The organism is Salinicoccus hispanicus (assembly GCF_009831115.1).
Classification (GTDB): Bacteria; Bacillota; Bacilli; order Staphylococcales; family Salinicoccaceae; genus Salinicoccus; species Salinicoccus hispanicus.
The window spans coordinates 112,303-130,180 of sequence record NZ_WUUK01000002.1 but is presented as its reverse complement, the minus strand read 5'-3'; the positions used below and the strand labels follow the sequence as shown (position 1 = coordinate 130,180).

19 protein-coding genes are annotated in these 17,878 nt (G+C 46.5%); 5 read left to right on the top strand and 14 right to left on the bottom strand.

The window, feature by feature from the left end:
* Positions 1 to 51: 51 nt before the first annotated feature.
* From GQ671_RS05595 to GQ671_RS05535, 11 genes are all read right to left on the bottom strand, one after another.
* Positions 52 to 288, bottom strand: coding sequence for a DUF2198 family protein (locus GQ671_RS05595; RefSeq protein WP_160653957.1), 237 nt, complete (start codon positions 286 to 288; stop codon positions 52 to 54).
* Positions 289 to 291: 3 nt separating this feature from the next.
* Positions 292 to 930, bottom strand: coding sequence for a YfbR-like 5'-deoxynucleotidase (locus tag GQ671_RS05590; protein ID WP_160653954.1), 639 nt, complete (start codon positions 928 to 930; stop codon positions 292 to 294).
* Positions 930 to 1,517: a TlpA disulfide reductase family protein gene (locus GQ671_RS05585; protein ID WP_160653951.1), complete on the bottom strand. Its 588-nt coding sequence runs from the start codon at positions 1,515 to 1,517 to the stop codon at positions 930 to 932. The genes GQ671_RS05590 and GQ671_RS05585 overlap by 1 nt, the downstream gene beginning before the upstream one ends.
* Before the next feature lie 117 nt (positions 1,518 to 1,634).
* The gene (locus tag GQ671_RS12945; RefSeq protein ID WP_211364889.1) at positions 1,635 to 2,768 is read right to left on the bottom strand and encodes a C40 family peptidase; all 1,134 of its coding nucleotides are present in this window, start codon (positions 2,766 to 2,768) and stop codon (positions 1,635 to 1,637) included.
* Between the two features lie 333 nt (positions 2,769 to 3,101).
* Positions 3,102 to 3,566, bottom strand: a complete 465-nt coding sequence (locus GQ671_RS05565) for a c-type cytochrome (protein ID WP_246153175.1) — start codon at positions 3,564 to 3,566, stop codon at positions 3,102 to 3,104.
* Between the two features lie 339 nt (positions 3,567 to 3,905).
* A protein-coding gene (prfB, locus tag GQ671_RS05560; RefSeq protein WP_160653948.1) for a peptide chain release factor 2 occupies positions 3,906 to 5,016 on the bottom strand; the annotation gives its coding sequence in 2 pieces (ribosomal slippage) (positions 3,906 to 4,943 and positions 4,945 to 5,016; 1,110 coding nt in all).
* Between the two features lie 17 nt (positions 5,017 to 5,033).
* Entirely contained in the window at positions 5,034 to 7,556 is a 2,523-nt protein-coding gene (gene secA / locus GQ671_RS05555) for a preprotein translocase subunit SecA (RefSeq protein ID WP_160653945.1), read from the bottom strand.
* Positions 7,557 to 7,704: 148 nt separating this feature from the next.
* Positions 7,705 to 8,265: a ribosome hibernation-promoting factor, HPF/YfiA family gene (hpf, locus tag GQ671_RS05550; RefSeq protein ID WP_160653942.1), complete on the bottom strand. Its 561-nt coding sequence runs from the start codon at positions 8,263 to 8,265 to the stop codon at positions 7,705 to 7,707.
* A gap of 55 nt (positions 8,266 to 8,320) precedes the next feature.
* Positions 8,321 to 8,986, bottom strand: a complete 666-nt coding sequence (locus tag GQ671_RS05545) for a ComF family protein (RefSeq protein ID WP_170288650.1) — start codon at positions 8,984 to 8,986, stop codon at positions 8,321 to 8,323.
* The gene (locus GQ671_RS05540) at positions 8,983 to 10,233 is read right to left on the bottom strand and encodes a DEAD/DEAH box helicase family protein (RefSeq protein ID WP_160653939.1); all 1,251 of its coding nucleotides are present in this window, start codon (positions 10,231 to 10,233) and stop codon (positions 8,983 to 8,985) included. Before GQ671_RS05540 ends, GQ671_RS05545 begins: the two co-directional genes overlap by 4 nt.
* Before the next feature lie 67 nt (positions 10,234 to 10,300).
* Positions 10,301 to 11,173 carry a DegV family protein gene (locus tag GQ671_RS05535; protein ID WP_160653936.1) on the bottom strand — a complete coding sequence of 291 codons (873 nt, stop codon included), beginning with the start codon at positions 11,171 to 11,173 and terminating at the stop codon, positions 10,301 to 10,303.
* A 100-nt stretch (positions 11,174 to 11,273) separates the two neighbouring features.
* On the opposite strand from GQ671_RS05535, the gene GQ671_RS05530 reads away from it, so the two are divergent.
* A complete protein-coding gene (locus GQ671_RS05530) occupies positions 11,274 to 11,906 on the top strand; it encodes a YigZ family protein (RefSeq protein WP_160653933.1) in 633 nt (210 codons plus the stop codon).
* Here the strand turns inward: GQ671_RS05530 and GQ671_RS05525 are convergent, their stop codons facing one another.
* Positions 11,907 to 12,959: a glycosyltransferase family 4 protein gene (locus GQ671_RS05525; protein ID WP_160653930.1), complete on the bottom strand. Its 1,053-nt coding sequence runs from the start codon at positions 12,957 to 12,959 to the stop codon at positions 11,907 to 11,909.
* A 144-nt stretch (positions 12,960 to 13,103) separates the two neighbouring features.
* On the opposite strand from GQ671_RS05525, the gene GQ671_RS05520 reads away from it, so the two are divergent.
* Both GQ671_RS05520 and gdpS read left to right on the top strand, forming a co-directional pair.
* The gene (locus GQ671_RS05520) at positions 13,104 to 14,060 is read left to right on the top strand and encodes an LCP family glycopolymer transferase (RefSeq protein ID WP_160653927.1); all 957 of its coding nucleotides are present in this window, start codon (positions 13,104 to 13,106) and stop codon (positions 14,058 to 14,060) included.
* A gap of 22 nt (positions 14,061 to 14,082) precedes the next feature.
* Entirely contained in the window at positions 14,083 to 15,129 is a 1,047-nt protein-coding gene (gene gdpS / locus GQ671_RS05515) for a GGDEF domain-containing protein GdpS (protein ID WP_160653922.1), read from the top strand.
* 30 nt (positions 15,130 to 15,159) lie between these two features.
* Here the strand turns inward: gdpS and ytxJ are convergent, their stop codons facing one another.
* Entirely contained in the window at positions 15,160 to 15,480 is a 321-nt protein-coding gene (gene ytxJ / locus GQ671_RS05510; protein ID WP_160653919.1) for a bacillithiol system redox-active protein YtxJ, read from the bottom strand.
* A 103-nt stretch (positions 15,481 to 15,583) separates the two neighbouring features.
* On the opposite strand from ytxJ, the gene GQ671_RS05505 reads away from it, so the two are divergent.
* A complete protein-coding gene (locus tag GQ671_RS05505) occupies positions 15,584 to 15,829 on the top strand; it encodes a hypothetical protein (protein ID WP_160653916.1) in 246 nt (81 codons plus the stop codon).
* A 9-nt stretch (positions 15,830 to 15,838) separates the two neighbouring features.
* On the opposite strand, the gene GQ671_RS05500 is transcribed toward GQ671_RS05505, so the two are convergent.
* Positions 15,839 to 16,717, bottom strand: coding sequence for an EMYY motif lipoprotein (locus GQ671_RS05500; protein WP_160653914.1), 879 nt, complete (start codon positions 16,715 to 16,717; stop codon positions 15,839 to 15,841).
* 185 nt (positions 16,718 to 16,902) lie between these two features.
* Here GQ671_RS05500 and murB point away from each other — a divergent pair, with 185 nt between their 5' ends.
* On the top strand, positions 16,903 to 17,841 hold the full coding sequence (gene murB / locus GQ671_RS05495) for a UDP-N-acetylmuramate dehydrogenase (RefSeq protein WP_160653911.1): 939 nt from the start codon (positions 16,903 to 16,905) through the stop codon (positions 17,839 to 17,841).
* Positions 17,842 to 17,878: the final 37 nt, after the last annotated feature.

Sequence of the window (17,878 nt, the reverse complement as noted above, 5' to 3'; positions counted from 1 at the left end):
CACTATTCTACAAAATAAAAATAGAAATAACAAACATTTGTTCGGTTATTTCTATTCTTCATCTATTTGATCTACTTGAAAGATTTCCACCAGCATATAACCGATGACTATGGAAAGGGCATCAATGAAAATGACCCATTCCGAATGATAGAACCCTCGATATATCGACACGCCGAAAATGACGAATGTTAATAGAACGGCAATGAACTTATTGCGTGTCAATCGTGCAAAAACCACAACAGTAACCGCTGGAACGACCATGGCCATCATATACCAGTATAGCGCCATTCATCAGATCTCCTTGTCCATGATGGATTCTGTAATATCCATCAGTTCAGTTTTTGGTATGAACCGCTCTTTCAGCATGTCTGTAAGTATGTTCTCAAGGAAATCCTGAACGCAGACAAGGTGGGAGAATTTTTTAATCGTAATCAGCGACATCTCGTATATTTCAAAAAACAGAGGTTCGGGATTACGCTTCTGGATCTCACCAAAGGACTCATAAAGCAGATCGATCTTATCTGCTACAGACAAAATCTGTCCTTCCAGTGTGCCATCCTTCCCTTCCTGCAGACGCTTCATATAGATTGCCTGGTATTCCGGTGGAAACTCTTCCTCGATGAAGCGGCTTGTCATGCTCTCCTCCACTTCCTTGAAAAGTGTGTTGAGTTCCCCGGAAGCGTACTTGACCGGCGTCTTGATATCTCCTGTAAAAATTTCAGGGTAATCATGATTCAATGCTTTTTCGTACAGACTCTTCCAGTCGATTTCACTGCCATGATGCTCCTCCACTGTACCCAGGTACTGCGCAATCTTTGTCACTTTGAAAGAGTGCGCCGCAACATTGTGTTCCTGATATTTGAATTTTCCCGGACACCGGATCAGCTTTTCCAGATCGTTCAAGCTTTTAAAATACTGGTGAACACCCATTAGGATTCCTCCTTGACGTAATTGATATAGTTATTGATCAGTTTCTGTTCCACTTCGCCGATATAGGCTCTGATGACCTCACCTTCCTGATCTACGAAAAAGGTGGTCGGCATCAGATTGATTTTGAAAGCATCGATGGATGCTGATTCATCTGAAAACTCATATATCGGATATTGGACATCAAATTCCTCCAGAAAGGCATCCCTGTTGGCTGCCTTGTCATCGACATTGATGCCGACAATTTCTACCGGTTCACCCTGATGAGACTGATAAAATTCATTCAGCTCCGGTGTTTCCCTTCGGCATGGATCACACCATGAAGCGAAAAAATTGATTACAGTCACTTCATTGGAGCGGATGATCAATCCGAGAGATTCGGAGTCATTGATGATACCTTCCACCTGTTCCTCCATTATATTCATGCCGACTGCGTGGTGGTTGTCCCGGCCTTCGGAATTCTGCAGGGTTTCTAGCGACTGTTCCCTGAGACCTTCTTCAGACATATTGATCACCGCAGCAATACCCGCACCGACAATCAGGAAGAACACAGCTAGTACAAGTATTATAAGTACACTTTTCTTTTTCATCTTTCAACATACCTTATTATTTATTTAGCCTAGTTTAACATAACATCCCGATGCTTACATTGTTCAGACATGCAAAAAGGCCAGAACAGAGTTCTGACCTTGAAGATTTCATATATATTAGTATCTGAAGTATCCGTCGACTGTACCGTGTACGTAGCTTACTGAACGTTGTCCAACACCTGCTGATGGGTTGAGTGCATCAACCATCTGGCCATTGCCGATGTAGACTCCAACGTGGGAACCACCATTGAAGAATACAAGGTCACCAGGCTGTGGATTGGAAACTTGTGTACCTGCAGACATCTGAGCCGCTGCAGTTCTTGGAAGGCTCTTGCCTTTGTAAGCTTTCATGAACTGCTGAGCGAATGCTGAGCAGTCTACTGCAGTTGCAGAATTGCCGCCGTATACGTAGGATTTCCCAGCTGCTACAGAGTGTGCAACAGATGCTGCGTTACCACCAGTGGAAACCTGTTGTGTCTGTGCTTGCTCAGCCTGCTGTTGCTCTGCTGCTTCCTGCTCAGCCTGACGCTGTTCGATTCTTTGCTGACGTTCAGCTTCAGCTTGTTCTGCTGCAGCCTGTTCTGCTGCTCTTTGCTCAGCTGCACGTTGTTCAGCTGCCGCTTGTGCTGCCTGATTGTTGTTCTGAGCTGCAGGGGCAGATGGCTGTTCCTGTGCAGTTTCTACAGTTTCTTCAACTGCCGGTGCTGCTTCAACTACTTGGTTTTCTTCAACTACTTGGTTTTCTTCAACTTCTGGTGCTTCTTCAACTGCCGGTGCTTCCTCGACTGCCGGTGCTTCCTCGACTGCCGGTGCTTCCTCGACTGCCGGTGCTTCCTCGACTGCCGGTGCTGCGCTTGCAGCTACGATCAAAGTTTTGCCAGCATAGATCAGATCAGAGGAAAGGTTGTTCCATTCCATGATTTCATGATAGTCGACATTGAATTTCTGTCCAATTTCGAAAAGTGTATCTCCAGGTTCGATAACATATGTACCGTTACCAGTTTCTTCAACTACCTCTACCTCTTCAGCTGCTTTTTCTTCAGCATCAAGTTCAACTACGTCTCCAGGGAAGATAAGATCTCCTGAAAGACCGTTTACTTCTTTAAGTGTAGATACGGATGTGCCACTTTCATTTGCAAGACCCCAGAGTGTGTCACCATTCTGTACCGTATATTCTGCTGCAGAAATATTGTTTGACGCTATGCCTGTAAGTGCAGTTACTGTTGCAACTGATAGCAATGTTTTCTTCATAGTAAGTAATTCCTCCTAATTTTCTTAAAACCCTTGGTAAATTTATTGTTTATATTATGACCCGACCGGGTACTGTATATATAGTTAAGAATGTGTTAATTCATGTCTTTGTGATTACGTTCCACACTATAGCACACAAAAAATACTCTGTGGGTGTTTGTAACCCACTTGTAATATAAACGAAATGACTGAAATACACTGTAATACTTGCAGATTTATTATGTATATACAAATCAAAACCGGCTGAGCGCCTTGCTCAGCCGGTTTTTCATTGCCGTATGAATGCGACATTCCCCTCATAGGGTTAAAGTTGCAGAAAGATTTGTAACATTACTACTCCCCTGTCTGGGAAGCCAACCATTGTGCAACGGCATCGAGTTCCTCCTGATCTGTAACCAGTCCAGCCGGCATGGCGCCTGGGCCTTCTTCAATTACACTGCGGATTTCGTCCTCGGAAAGTCTATTGCCGACATCTGTAAGGTCAGGACCTGAAGCGCCTTCCATATTTTCACCATGACACTGAACACAGCTGTTGTTCTGATAGACTTCCATTGCAAGTTCCGAATCTGCTGCATCTGCTCCCGACTCGGATGACTCGTCGGATCCTTCTTCAGTAGAAGCTTCCTCGGAACTTTCTTCTGAAGATTCTGTGGCAGTGTCGTCTCCAGACTGTTCACTTGCACCTTCACCCGCATCATCCACACTGTCAGGCTCTGTACCTTCATCGGCAGAATCGCCTCCACATGCACCAAGTACAAGCACCATTGCTAAACTCATCATCATCCATAGCTTTTTCATCTAATCTCTCCTCGCTAATTTGGGTTCCCTCGTCTGCCTGCACATATCAGGCTAAGTAAATACGTCAACATCACAATATGCTGATCTTCAGTTGAATAACCTTCATTGACCCAATGCATCCTTATGGACAGCTTCATGTTCCAGCTGTTGCATTCGTCCTATATTAGCACCATACCCCAAAGCATAAAGTGTTTAAACCATATCGTCCACATTAATGAAAAATCACAATTTCTTATGGTGCATGTCCATAATTTTTCAGAACGCCACATTGCTCTGTGCCATTTTCAATATAAAATAGAAATGCCCACCCCCGAAGGGACAGGCATTTGATGGAAGTTTTTAGTTTTCATCCATTGTGGATCGCAGGTAGGCATTGATGAAAGGACCGATATCTCCATTCATCACTTTATCGGTATTGCCGCTTTCTACATTTGTACGATGGTCCTTGACCATGGAATACGGATGGAATACATAGGAACGTATCTGGCTGCCCCATCCGATTTCCTTCTGTTCACCTTTAATCGCATCGATTTCAGCCTGCTGCTCTTCCAGCTGGCGCTGATACAATTTGGATTTGAGCATCGTCATGGCCTGATCGCGGTTTTTGATCTGCGAGCGTTCGTTCTGGCATGTGACGACGATGCCGGTCGCGTGGTGGGTGATACGGACCGCAGAATCGGTTGTATTGACGTGCTGTCCACCGGCACCACTCGCACGGTATGTGTCGACGCTGATATCTTCCGGCTTTATCTCTATTTTGATATCGGTATTTTCAAACTGAGGCGTCACTTCACATGATACGAAAGAAGTATGGCGTCTGCCGGATGAGTCGAATGGAGAAATACGCACCAGACGGTGAACCCCCTTTTCCGCCTTGAGCAGTCCATAGCTGTTCAGTCCCTTGATCAGCAGTGTGACACTTTTAACTCCTGCTTCATCGCCGGACTGGTAATCCAGAGTTTCCACTCTGAAGCCCTGCTGGTCGGCATAGCGCTGATACATTCTGAGCAGCATCTGCGCCCAGTCCTGGGATTCGGTTCCCCCTGCTCCCGGATGCAGTTCAAGGATGGCATTCAGTGCATCGTGTTCACTGTTGAGCAGGATGTTCAGTTCAAATGCTTCGATTCTGGCCTTGACCTGCCCGACATTCTCTTCCAAACTCAGGTGCATATCTTCATCCGTCTCCTCTTTCAACAGCTCATGGGATACTTCAATATCCTCCACTGCCGCTTCGATGCCGCGGAACTCATCGACCACCTTTTTCAGGTTGTTATTTCTGTCGATGACCTGCTGGGCTTCCTCCTGATTGTTCCAGAAGCTTGGATCGGACATTGTTTCCTCATATTCCCTGATTTGCGTCTCTTTTTCCTCTAAGTCAAAGAGACCCCCTGAAGTCATCGAGTTTCCCGTGCATATCTGCGATGAAATGTCTTATCTCGTGCAATTCCATAATTATCCCTCTTTCGTCTATTTACCGTGGCAATTCTTGTATTTTTTTCCTGAACCGCATGGACAGGGGTCATTGCGACCGATTCGCATTTCTTTTTTGACCGGGCCCTTCTTGACCTTTTCCTTGCTGTCACCAGCCTGCATCTCACCTTTTGAGATGACCTGTTCCCGCTTGATTTCCTCGTCTGACTTCACTTCCGTCTTCAGAACATATCTGGCCGTATCATCCTCGATGGACACCAGCATGTCCTCGAACATCTGCAGCCCTTCGTTCTGATATTCACGCAGCGGGTTGATCTGTCCGTAGGAACGGAGATGGATGCCTGTTCTGAGCTGATCCATGCTGTCGATATGCTCCACCCATTTCTGGTCGATTGTGCGCAGCATCATCATACGCTCGAACAGCCTCATTCTTTCCGTGCCGAGCTTTTCTTCCTTTGCTGTCAGCTCGCTATCGACCTTACCAAGGATCAGCGTGGCAATCTCTTCATTCTCTTTGCCTCTGACATCGGTGATTTCGATGTCTTCTTCAGTCAGATACGTATCTTTGACTGTCCGGATGAATTGTTCGTAGTCCGTCAGTTCTTCATCATCCAGTATATAGTAGCTGACCGTACGCTCGATGGAAGATTCTATCATGCCCATAAGCTGGTCACGGACATCTTCCTTATCGATGATCTCATTTCTTTCCTGATAGATGATTTCCCTCTGGCGTCTCAATACATCATCGTATTCGAGCAGTCTTTTACGGGCATCGAAGTTGTTGCCTTCCACTCGCTTCTGCGCGGATTCAACTGCTCTTGAAATCATTTTCGATGTCAGTTCCTCTTCTGCCATTCCGAGACGCTGCATCGTATTCTGCATGCGTTCGGATCCAAAACGTCTCATCAGGTCATCTTCAAGAGACAGATAAAATGTACTGACACCGACGTCCCCCTGACGCCCTGAACGTCCACGGAGCTGGTCATCTATACGTCTGGACTCATGGCGTTCGGTACCGATGACTGCAAGTCCGCCAGCCTCCTTGACCGCGTCCCCGAGCTTGATATCCGTACCGCGTCCTGCCATATTGGTCGCTATGGTCACCGCGCCCTTCTTGCCGGCACTGGCGATGATCTCCGCTTCCCTTCCATGGTTCTTTGCGTTAAGGACGTTATGACGGATGCCTTTTTTGCGGAGCATTTCGGAAATGTATTCACTTGTCTCAACTGCTACTGTACCGATCAGTACCGGCTGTCCATTACGGTGGCGCTCGACCACCTCTTCGACAACATGCTTGAATTTATTCTCCTTGGTCGAGTAGATCTTATCGGTATGGTCGGTTCTTGCAATCGGACGGTTTGTCGGTATGACCGTCACCTTCATATTATAGATGTTCAGGAATTCCTCTTCCTCGGTCTTTGCAGTTCCTGTCATGCCGGAAAGCTTTTTGAACTGCCTGAAGAAGTTCTGGAATGTGATGGATGCCATTGTTTTCGATTCGTTCTGGATATCCACGCCTTCTTTTGCTTCGATTGCCTGGTGCAGACCATCGGAGAAACGGCGACCGCTCATCTTACGTCCCGTAAACTGGTCGACGATGACGATCTTTTCATCTTCCACGACATAATCGATATCGTTCTGCATCGAGAAGTGGGCCTTGAGCGCCTGATTGATATGGTGGAGCAGATTGACGTGCTTCACATCATACAGGTTGTCCACCTTGAACCACTTTTCCGCCTTTTCCATGCCTTCATCATTCAGCTGGATATTCTTGGTCTTGATATCATAGGTAAAATCTTCGTCTTCCTTCAGCATCTTGACGAATGCATTCGCCTGGATATACTGCGTATTCGACTGGTCTGCCTTCCCTGATATAATCAATGGCGTACGTGCTTCATCGATCAGGATGGAGTCGACTTCATCAATGATGGCATAGTTCAGTTTTCTGAGTACACGATCCTTCTTATAGGTGACCATGTTATCCCTTAAATAGTCGAAACCAAGTTCATTGTTTGTTGTATACGTAATATCGGAAGCAAATGCCTCCCGCTTTTCTTCACTGTTTTTGGCATTCAGGTTCAATCCGACGCTCAGTCCGAGGAAATTGTACAATACCGCCATCTCCTCCATCTGTGTAGCGGATAGATATTCATTGACTGTGATGACGTGGACACCGTCACCGGTCAATGCATTCAAGTATACAGGCATCGTCGCTGTAAGCGTCTTACCTTCACCTGTCTTCATCTCTGCAATGTCGCCTTTATGCAGCGTGACACCCCCCATGATCTGAACCGGGTAAGGTTCCAGTCCGAGCGTCCGCTTGGCGGCTTCCCTTACAGTGGCAAATGCTTCGGGCAATATATCATCGAGAAGCTTATCCTGCTGTTTTTCGTCCTTGGCTTCACTGAGTCTGCTTTTGAATTCGTCTGTTTTCGCCTGCAGTTTTTCATCACTGAGCCTGGCGATTTCCTCTTTATAGCTTTCCACTTTATCGGCAATCTTTTTGAGAGAGCGCAGCTCCCGTTTATTGCCGTCATAGACTTTGTCCAAAATACCCATGGATTTCTCTCCCTCGCTGTATCTCACTGTTAATTCATCTAATAATAATAGCATTAAACAGGGTAAAAATAAAACGAATCGCCATCACGCCAAAACCCTGACTGCATGCAGTCAGGGTTTTGCTGTTACCCGTTCAGGGCCAGGCTTTCTAATTTGTTTCAATCAGGCCATACTTGCCATCATTTCTTTTATAGACAATGCTTGTACCCTCTGTTTCCCTATCGTTGAAAATAAAGAAATCGTGGCCAAGCATATTCATCTGCAGTACTGCCTCTTCGGAATCCATCGGTTTCAGCTGGAACTGCTTGGAGCGTACAATGTCCATTCCTTCGTCTACATCCTCTTCAGGCTTGCCGTTGGCATTCGCCTCAAGCGCTGCGAAGAATTCCTGTTCAGGATTCTTTTCCCTGAACTTACGGTTGATCTTCGTCTTATGCTTGCGGATCTGCCTTTCCAGTTTGTCTATGACCAGATCGACAGCAGCATAGAGGTCATCATGTCTTTCTTCCGCTCTTAATGTAAGATCTTTCATAGGGATTGTGATTTCAACTTTGGCCTTCTTATTACTGTAGGTCTTGATGTTGACGTGGGCATGCGTGTTCGGAGCGTTTGTGAAGTAACGTTCCAACTTGCCCACCTTCTCCTCAATGTGGTTTCTGATTGCATCTGTTACCTCGATATTTTCTCCACGAATTTCACATCTGATCATGATGAAACCCCTCCTTGAGTACGTTATTCTTCCTATTCCCAGTATACCAAAATCCTCACGCTTTTGAAAACGTTAACACATCGATGGCGGCAGGCCTTGATGTGTAGAGCTTCTCCATCGCCTGATGAACTGTAATGCCTGTCGTGTATATATCATCAACGACGAGGATGCGTCTGCCTTCAATTTCAGCCGCCTTCTTTATGAAAAACGGATTCTCCTGGCGGCTTCTGGCATTTTTGCCGAGTTCCGACTGACGCTTGATCCGACTGGTCCCGAGCAGTTCTTCGTACTTGATGCCTTTAGCATCAAGGACCATCGCCGTCTGATTGTATCCTCGCTCCAACATGCGGGCTGTGGAAATGGGAATTGGAGTGATTACATCATATTCCCCGTAACGATCCCGAAGAAACATGGCAATTACTTCCGCCAGGACACAATCTCCCATGAATTTATACCGATGGAACAGCATCTTGGAAACTTCATTATAATCGAACAGACATGTAACCTTTCCCGGGGGCTGGTATCGTTCCGAAAGAAACACGCAGTCGAGACATTCTGACTCCTCATCCGTCATTCTCCGATGGCAAAATGTACAACGCCTGCCGGTCCGCCACCTGGAAATTTCCTTCCGACAGTTTTCGCATAGTGGCTCCTGTGCCCTGAACAGATTGATGATATCCATCTGGGCAAAAAGTGCCTCGTGACAGTAGTAGCAGATCATGTGTCCACCCGGGCTGCATTGAATCCGCGGATTGTTCTGAATGTGCGACGGATGGCAGAAGTCTGATAGTGGGCAAAAAACCAAATATTCCCCACCGGATCTGTCTGTTTCCTGCCGACCCGACCGCACATCTGTATCAGACTTTCCGTATTGAACATTTCTGCATGGACGATGATTGCGTCCAGCCGGTCGAAAGTGACACCCCGCTCGAGAATCGTAGTAGACAGAAGCACCCTGATCTCCTTATTCCGCATCTGTTCAACCTTGCTGGTTCTTTCAGGGTCCCCGCTATATACCGATGCGGATGCAGGATACACTTCCCTGACCACTTTCAACAGTGTCTCCATCATGGAAATCTCGGGAATGAAGATCAGTACGTAACGCCCTGCTTCAATGATGTCTCTGATAAGCTTCATCAGTTTTTGTGGTGCCCTGCCCCGGTTGAGGTCTCGCCGTATATCATGCCAGACCATCTTCGGTATGGCCAGATCCTGACCGTGGTATCGCCTCGGCAGTGTAATGACGCCTTCTTCCCCCACTTCCTGGATCAGCTGCCTGGAGGGTGTCGCTGTCATGAAGATCAGAGTCGCCTTGCTGGTCGATGCGCGGCGGATGGCCTGCATGAGGATGGGATCTTCCGGTAATGGGAAGGCATCGGTCTCATCCACGATGATGAAGTCGAAGTGATCGATGAAGTTGAACAGCTGATGCACCGTGCACACGGTGAAATGGTTGTTGTGGACATGTTTGACACCATCATACATCAGATCGATGTCACTCGATGCAAACGCCTGGCCAAGGCGTAGATGCACCTCCTTCACTACATCTATCCTTGGAGAGATGAAAGCCACGTTCAGACCTTCCGAACGTGCCCATTCTATGCTCTGAAACGTCATCTCCGTCTTTCCTGCACCTGTTACAGCATAGAGCAGCAGTGACCTGCCTGACCTGAGTGCTTTCATGATACGGTCTGAAGCATACGCCTGCTGGCTGCTGAGATCGAAATCCAAGTGGTATGGACTGGCGCTCTTTCTTCTTGAAGTCGGCCTGCACCTGATTGGCTTCATACTGTCCGAGCGCCCAAGGCTGACACATTTCATGCAATAGGTCACACGTTTTCCGTCAAGTGGGGAATCGTAGCTGTAGAAGTGCTTTTTTGAACTGTTGCCACACCGATGGCACAGGGGCACTTCCGCGTCGACGCCTGCAGTTTTGTATATGGTATCTCCTCTATGATCCAGTATCATTGATCGTCTCCCTATTCAATGTAATAAAAAAAGACGCAGCAAAAATAGCTGCGTCCCTACCTCTTATTCAGTATGCCGTATCCACCTCATAGGTTGTATAGCCGAGACCGAGTGCACCCTCACCAAGATGCGTCGCAATCACCGGCCCAAAGTAGCTCAGCCTGAAGGTGATCTCCGGATACTGCTGTTGCAAACTTTCCATCCATTGCTGTCCTTCTTTTTCAGCATTGCTGTGGATGACCACAGCTGTGACAGGCTTGCCTTTATGAAGCGCCATCTCATCGGCGAAAACTTCTTCCACCCGTTTCATGGCCTTCCTCTTTGTCCGTATCTTTTCGAATGGCACAATTCTGCCGTCTTGAAATTCGAGGATCGGCTTCACTTTGAGCAGACTGCCAATCAGCGCCTGTGCGTTCGTCAGACGCCCACCCTTCTGGAGGTTTGATAATGTATCCACTATGAAATACGCATTCGTATGCTTGCGCCGTTTCATTTCCTCAAGCTGCAAAAGCAGATCATCGAGCGGCATCCGATCTTTATTCTGTGCAGCATAAAGTGCCAGGAACCCCTGGACATAGCATGCAATTTCAGAATCGATGGCGTGGACTTCGATGCCCTCTACACTCTGGCCCGCAGCCATCGCATTCTGATATGTACCGCTGATCTGGCTCGAAAGATGAACACTGATGACATCAGTACAGCCTTCCGACCTCAAGGATTCCAGCAAGAGGATATAATCGCCGATTGATGGCTGGCTCGTTCTCGGCAGCTTCTCCATTTCACGCATGCTGTCGAAGAATGTTTCATTGTCTATATCTTCACCCTCTTTATACGACTGTTCGCCAATGATGACGTTCAGCGGGATGGTACGGATATCATATTTTTCTTTCAGACCTCTTGGGAGGTAGGATGTTGAATCCACTACTACCGCAATTTTCATACTGGTTCCTCCAATTTCACCATTCACACTCAATATTCAGTCTACTACAACCCTATCGATTCCGTCCATGTGTTACTATATTTTCTAGAGGTGAACATACATGGAACAGCAGTATATGAACAGAGTGGATACAACCACTGAAATGGTCATCAGCAAATCAAGATTCATCGCCCATATCGCACGTACGGATACCGAGCAGGCAGCGAAGACTTTCATCGACTCGGTCAAACTGGAGCATAAAGGCGCCAACCATAACTGCAGTGCCTATATCATTACACAGAGTGCACTGATTCAGAAGGCGGATGATGATGGTGAACCTTCCGGAACTGCAGGTGTACCGATTCTTGAAGTACTGAAAAGAGAAAGTCTCTACAATGTGACCGTCGTAGTGACCCGATACTTCGGCGGTATAAAACTGGGGGCGGGCGGTCTGATCCGTGCATATTCCGGGAGTGCGTCGGACGTTGTGAATGCTGCAGGAAAAGTGGTTGAAATAGATGTGCTGCCGTACAGGATTACGATGGACTACACCTACACGAACCGCTTCGAACATGAGCTGGAAGGGGCGGATATCATCATCAGGGATACCGCCTATACAGACAAGGTCACCTATACGGTACATGTCAGGCAGAGCGATGCCGAATCGTTCCTTGAACGCGTCCAGGAAATCACAAAAGACACTTTCAGTCTGGAAGCATTGGACATGATCCGGGCCGAAAGTGCCGTGGAATGACTATAGGAAGATACGATGGAACAGTTTTCTGGCAAAATCCAGTACCGGCCTCTGGTTTGTATCGATCAGATTGGTCGACTCCACAATGATCTCCGTCGTCAGAATAAGGAGCAGAATGATGATGATCGCCCCGGGAATTGTGGAAAGGTAGAGGATGATGCTCGCACCGGAATACAATACCGCAATAAAGTAGATCAGTACGACACTTTCGGTATGTGTATAGCCGAGGTTCTGCAGCCGATGATGGAGGTGGCTCCTGTCCGCCTTGACGAGCGATACATTGCTCCGATACCGCCTCAGTGCTGCAAAGAACATGTCTATGAACGGCACCGCCAGTATGATGATGGGAAAGAACAATGAAATCATTGTAATGTTCTTGAAGCCCATCAGTGATACCACACTGATGATGAAGCCGAGCAGCATCGCCCCGTTATCTCCCAGGAATATTTTCGCCGGGTGGAAATTGTACACCAGGAAACCGAGGCAGGCACCGATCAGAATGACACATATCATCATCACGAAGACATTGCCCTGCAGTATGGTAATGAAGCCTATAGTGGATAGTGCAATGACCGATACACCCGTAGCCAGTCCATCCAGACCATCAACAAGATTGATGGCATTGATGATGCCGACAATCCAGAGTACAGTGATTGGGATGGCCAGAATGCCAAAGTCGATCTCCATACCAAAAGGCGTCACCCGGTCGATGATGATACCGTGTGAAACCGGCACCAGACTCGCTGCAATCTGTCCAATCAGCTTAAGGCCCGGCTTCAGGTCATATTTGTCGTCCACGATTCCGACGATGACAATGACGATTCCGCCAAAGATGAGGGCTTTGTATTCAGCCTCGATCGGTCGGGATATGACGACCCCGATGGCAAAGGAGATGAGTATGGCCACGCCTCCCATGTATGGAATCGGTTTTAAATGAACTTTTCTGTTATTAGGATGATCGACGAAACCGAATCGTCGACTGCCCCATATGAAAATCGGCATCAGAATCAGGGAAATCAGAAACGATACCGTCAATAGGAATAGAGTATACATATCATCACCGTCTTAAATATTTCCAATCCACTATATCACATTCCACTTTACTTATGGTGCGTCCACCCATTTTTGTACATTTATATTTTTCATTGACAGCCGATTCGTTGTATAATTATGTCACTATGCCAAAGGAGATCTATAATGAAAAGAATAGAAAAAAAACGAATGCACCCTGCTTTGAAGGTCCTGATCGCAGTGGTTCTCGTTTCAGTCATCGTATTTGCAGGAATTATCGCCTATGTGTACTTCCAGTTGAAAGGTGCGGCCAATCAGGTATTTGATGACGGATTCGCCAGCTCCACTTCGGAATTGAGAGAAACGGATGTCAGCTTCAACAATGAGGATTCAATCTCTGTTGTCCTGTTTGGAACTGATGATGATGAAGCACGTAACGAAAGCGGGATGGGACAGCGTTCCGATACGATCATGGTCGTCACACTGAACCCGGATACGGATCAGGGGAAAATATTAAGTATTCCACGGGACACGCGGACTGAAATCGCGGAACGCGGCACAGTCGAAAAAATTAATCATGCCCATGCCTACGGGGGGCCAGAGATGGCAATGCGTACTGTGGAGAATTTCCTCGACATGCCAATCGACCACTTTGTTTCCATCAACATGGATGGATTCACAACAATCATCGATGCCATAGGTGGAGTCACTGTAACGAGCCAGGACACTTTCCAGCAAGGGGACTATCAGTTTACAGCAGGAGAGACATATGAAATGGATGGAGACATGGCACTCGCCTTCTCAAGAAGCAGAAAGTCAGAAGGTGCTGGTGGTGATTCCGGACGCCAGATGAGACAGCAGCTGGTGGTACAGAGTATTGCCCAGGAAATATTAAGCCTTCAAACCATCACCAATTTCAATTCGGTGCTTAGTGTGCTATCCGATAATGTAAGAACGGATGTCCCATTCGGTGAACTGAATGCCTTACGTTCAAACTATCAGGAGCCAGCCCGCAACGTTGAACGTCTGACACTTGAAGGAACGGACCAGAGACTGGATGATGGACTATGGTACTTCCTGCCGGATGATGACTCCTATAATCAAGTAAGGAATGAAATGCGCCAGAATCTGGAACTGGAATAGCAAGGACAGGAGGAGATAGTATATGCTCATTGATTTTGTACTTAATATATCAATAACCATCAGCGGCATATACTTGTTCCATCGCCTTCAGTATCTGGAAGACCGGAGAATCATCGATTCCGATATATTCCAGGCACTGCTGATGACTACCTTGTCAGTGCTTCTGCTCATGGTGCCGATTGAGATCCAGGGCATAACCTTCAGCCTCTATTTCATTCCACTGCTCATTCTTGTCAAATACAGTGTGCCTTATCTGATGATCATCTCAGTGGGAATCGTCTTTCTATTCCACCATCTGATCTTCAATTTCGACTGGCAGCCCTACCTTGTATTTCTAATACTGTATGTACTGATCATGCTGGTACTGCCGTTTCTCAACTTTCAGAAACTGAAGGAACTTACTGCTGCAGTCATCATGTTCACGGCATTATATGGGTTGAATATCCATTTATTCATCCAGCCGCTCACCCTTTTTCAGGTGACGATATTCATATTGGCAAGTACAATCGTAATGTTTTTTGCGATGATGATGTATGAAGACATCAATAAGATACTGGGACTGCTGAAGCGTTACGAAGAGGAAGAATACAAGGATTTTCTCACCCAGCTGGGAAATGTGAAGGCACTTGATAACAGCGTGGAAGAGATGCTGGACAAAAGTAGTACGGTCAGTCTCCTGCTCGTCGACATCGATAATTTCAGCCTGATCAATGAACAGCACAGCCATGCATCGGGAGATGCACTGATCCGGCAGATGGCCAGCCTTCTGAACAACTATGTCCCAAACGGCGGCATGCTGTTCAGAAGCAGTGGGGAGGAGTTCTCGATGATCACACCGGACCTTTCCTTCGACAAGACTGTGAGGCTTGCGGAAGCTCTCCGGAACAGCGTGGAACGGGCACACTTTCACATCAGCGATCGGGAAACAGTCCATCTGACAGTATCTATAGGCATCGCCTACCAGGCCGTGTCCTCGGATACGAAAGGGATGCTTTTCAAGGAAGCCGACGATATGCTGCATGCAGCAAAGAAATATGGACAGAATCGTGTCATGTTCAATCCCATATAAAAACCAGGATTGCGTATAGCAATCCTGGTTCTAGTCTTCTACTGAAGAAAGGTTATTGAGTGTGATATTCTGATGGGAGTCGCTCCATTTGAGCTTGCCTGCCTCAAAGTAGAAAGCCTGTGGAGATTCATGCCTGACATCGAAATGTTCAGCAATATAATCAGAGAGCTTGCGATGGTCCTGAACAATCAGGTAGTAGCCATCCATATCCCTTTCATAATGGAATTTTTGAAACTCTTCGAAGGCAGTGGCCGATATCGGACATGTACTGCTATGTTTCATAAAAAAGAAATCTTTATTCGCTTGCAACAACTTTTGAAATGATTCAATCGATGTTGTTTTCGTCAGCATTTCATCACCTTCTCATTAAACTGTTAATAACTTATCATTTATCATTGAATTTAGCAAATCACGTTTTGCATTATGGTATAATGACATGGATTGGAGGCATGACATGAATAATCGATCACTTAAGAGATGGACATTTCTCGATACAATCAATGCAGCCCTGCTGATTGTCGTTTTGCTGTTCATGCTCGATTTTGAAAATAACAGAACAGTATCTTTCATCCTTCTCGCTGTGTTTGCATTCTGGATTACTACTGTAATTCTCAGAAATGTGTTCATATCAAAGGTCCAGAAGGATCCGAACCACCCGATGAACGAGCAGCAACCCAATAACAATCCCAAGAAGAAATAGAGAGCGAACCTACAGTTCGCTCTCTATTTCTTCTATCTGGACATTGTATTCCTGATCCAGTTCTTCATATGTTTCACGCAACGGCAATATATTCTGCAGCTGCAATTCCTGCAGCCGGTTGTTGTACTGCATTGTATTCTTCCGTTCCTGATAGTATTTCCTGAAACCATAGTACATCTCCAATGTCAGACTGCGTACACGCACAGCACTGTCCGTATCAAGGTTCATCTGGTTGAGGGTCTCGATATGGCTGTCGATCAATGGCAGCAGCGTATTATCAATATGCGCCATCTTGGTAGCCTGTGACTCATCCAGCTGAAGAATTTCAGATTCTTCTTCCAGTTCTGTACTGTTCTCATTGATCTGTGAAATGATCGAATCGATTTCTTCGGTCTCCATCCCGCTGCTGGCCGCATCGATCACTTCATCCCTCTCTCTCTGATTGTCCATAAAATCCTGGCTCAGCTGTATAAGTTCTTCATTTGATCTGACAGAGAAGGCGTATGTTTCGACATAGTCATTCAACCCCTGGACAAAATCCTGTTTGACTTCAAGGCTTTCCTTATAAGTATCATGCAGATCAACCAGCTGATCATCCACAACTTCGATATTGCCCACCTTGTCATTCATCTGTGTAATCACCGGCATGATTTCCTGATCCAGTGCTTCGCTGATCGTTGTCAGTTTTTCAAGATTGATATCCGGATTTCTAGGAGAGACCTCTTCCGGCAGACTATCGATATCCAGTTCGGCCATCTTGTTTTCATATTCAGTATCCAGTGCATGAACCTCTTCCATACTGGCCATATAGTCCTCGAAGTTTTCATCAAGCCCAGAGCCACAACCGGCAGCCAGCATCGCAAAAATGACCATAAGGATACCATTCATCAATATTTTTCTATGCAAAGAAAGTCACACTTTCATTGTATTATAGTCACACACCCTGCTCAAATTGCTAAACAAAATATAGCATACATCCTAAATCCTCACAACGGACATAACTTCAATTGGCAATGGACCGGCGATTCCCTTATAATAGTGTTAAGTATTTTCTTTTGAAAGGAAACATTATAGTGAATCATACTCAAATTGAACGAGATCTGAAATCTTTACTGAACCATTCTGAAATCAAATTTTATGAACCTTTGAAAAAATATACATACACTCGAACCGGAGGGCCTGCTGACATCCATATCACAGTCCACGATATTGAAGATGCCTCCCGTGTCCTGCAGTATAGTCATAAAAACGGTATACCGGTAACATATCTCGGTAATGGATCAAACATCATCATCCGGGACGGAGGGATTCGTGGCATCGTGCTGAACCTGCTCGAACTGGATGATCTCCATGAGTCGGAGAATGTAATTACTGCAGGCAGCGGCCGGGCCATCATCGACGTTTCAAACTATGCCAGGGATCTGTCCCTGTCCGGACTGGAATTTGCGTGTGGCATACCCGGAAGTGTCGGTGGTGCTGTGTATATGAATGCTGGTGCCTATGGCGGAGAAGTCAAGGACTGTCTGCTTGAAGTCACCGTACTGGACGAAACCGGAGAGCGTACTGTATTGAGTAATGCAGACCTAGGGCTGGACTATCGTAAGAGTGTCGTCCAGGACAACGGATATGTAGTGGTTGAAGCGAAATTCAAGCTTGAACCGGGGGAGATTGCTGATATTGAAAGAAGTATGGCTGATCTGACAGAACGTCGGGAAACAAAGCAGCCATTGGAATTCCCTTCATGCGGCAGTGTATTCCAAAGACCACCCGGCAACTTTGCCGGCAAACTCATCCAGGAAGCCGGACTGCAGGGGTACCGCATCGGGGGTGTCGAAGTTTCCAAGAAGCATGCCGGTTTCATGGTGAACGTGGATCAAGGTACTGCCGGTGACTACGAAGCGCTGATCGAATACGTACAGGACACTGTAAATCATAGGTTCGGCGTCCAGCTCAATCGTGAAGTCAGAATAATCGGCGAACCATTGCATAGACGTTCCGAACGCCAGATCTAAATACCATCAAAAAAGGCCCATCATAATGATGGGCCTT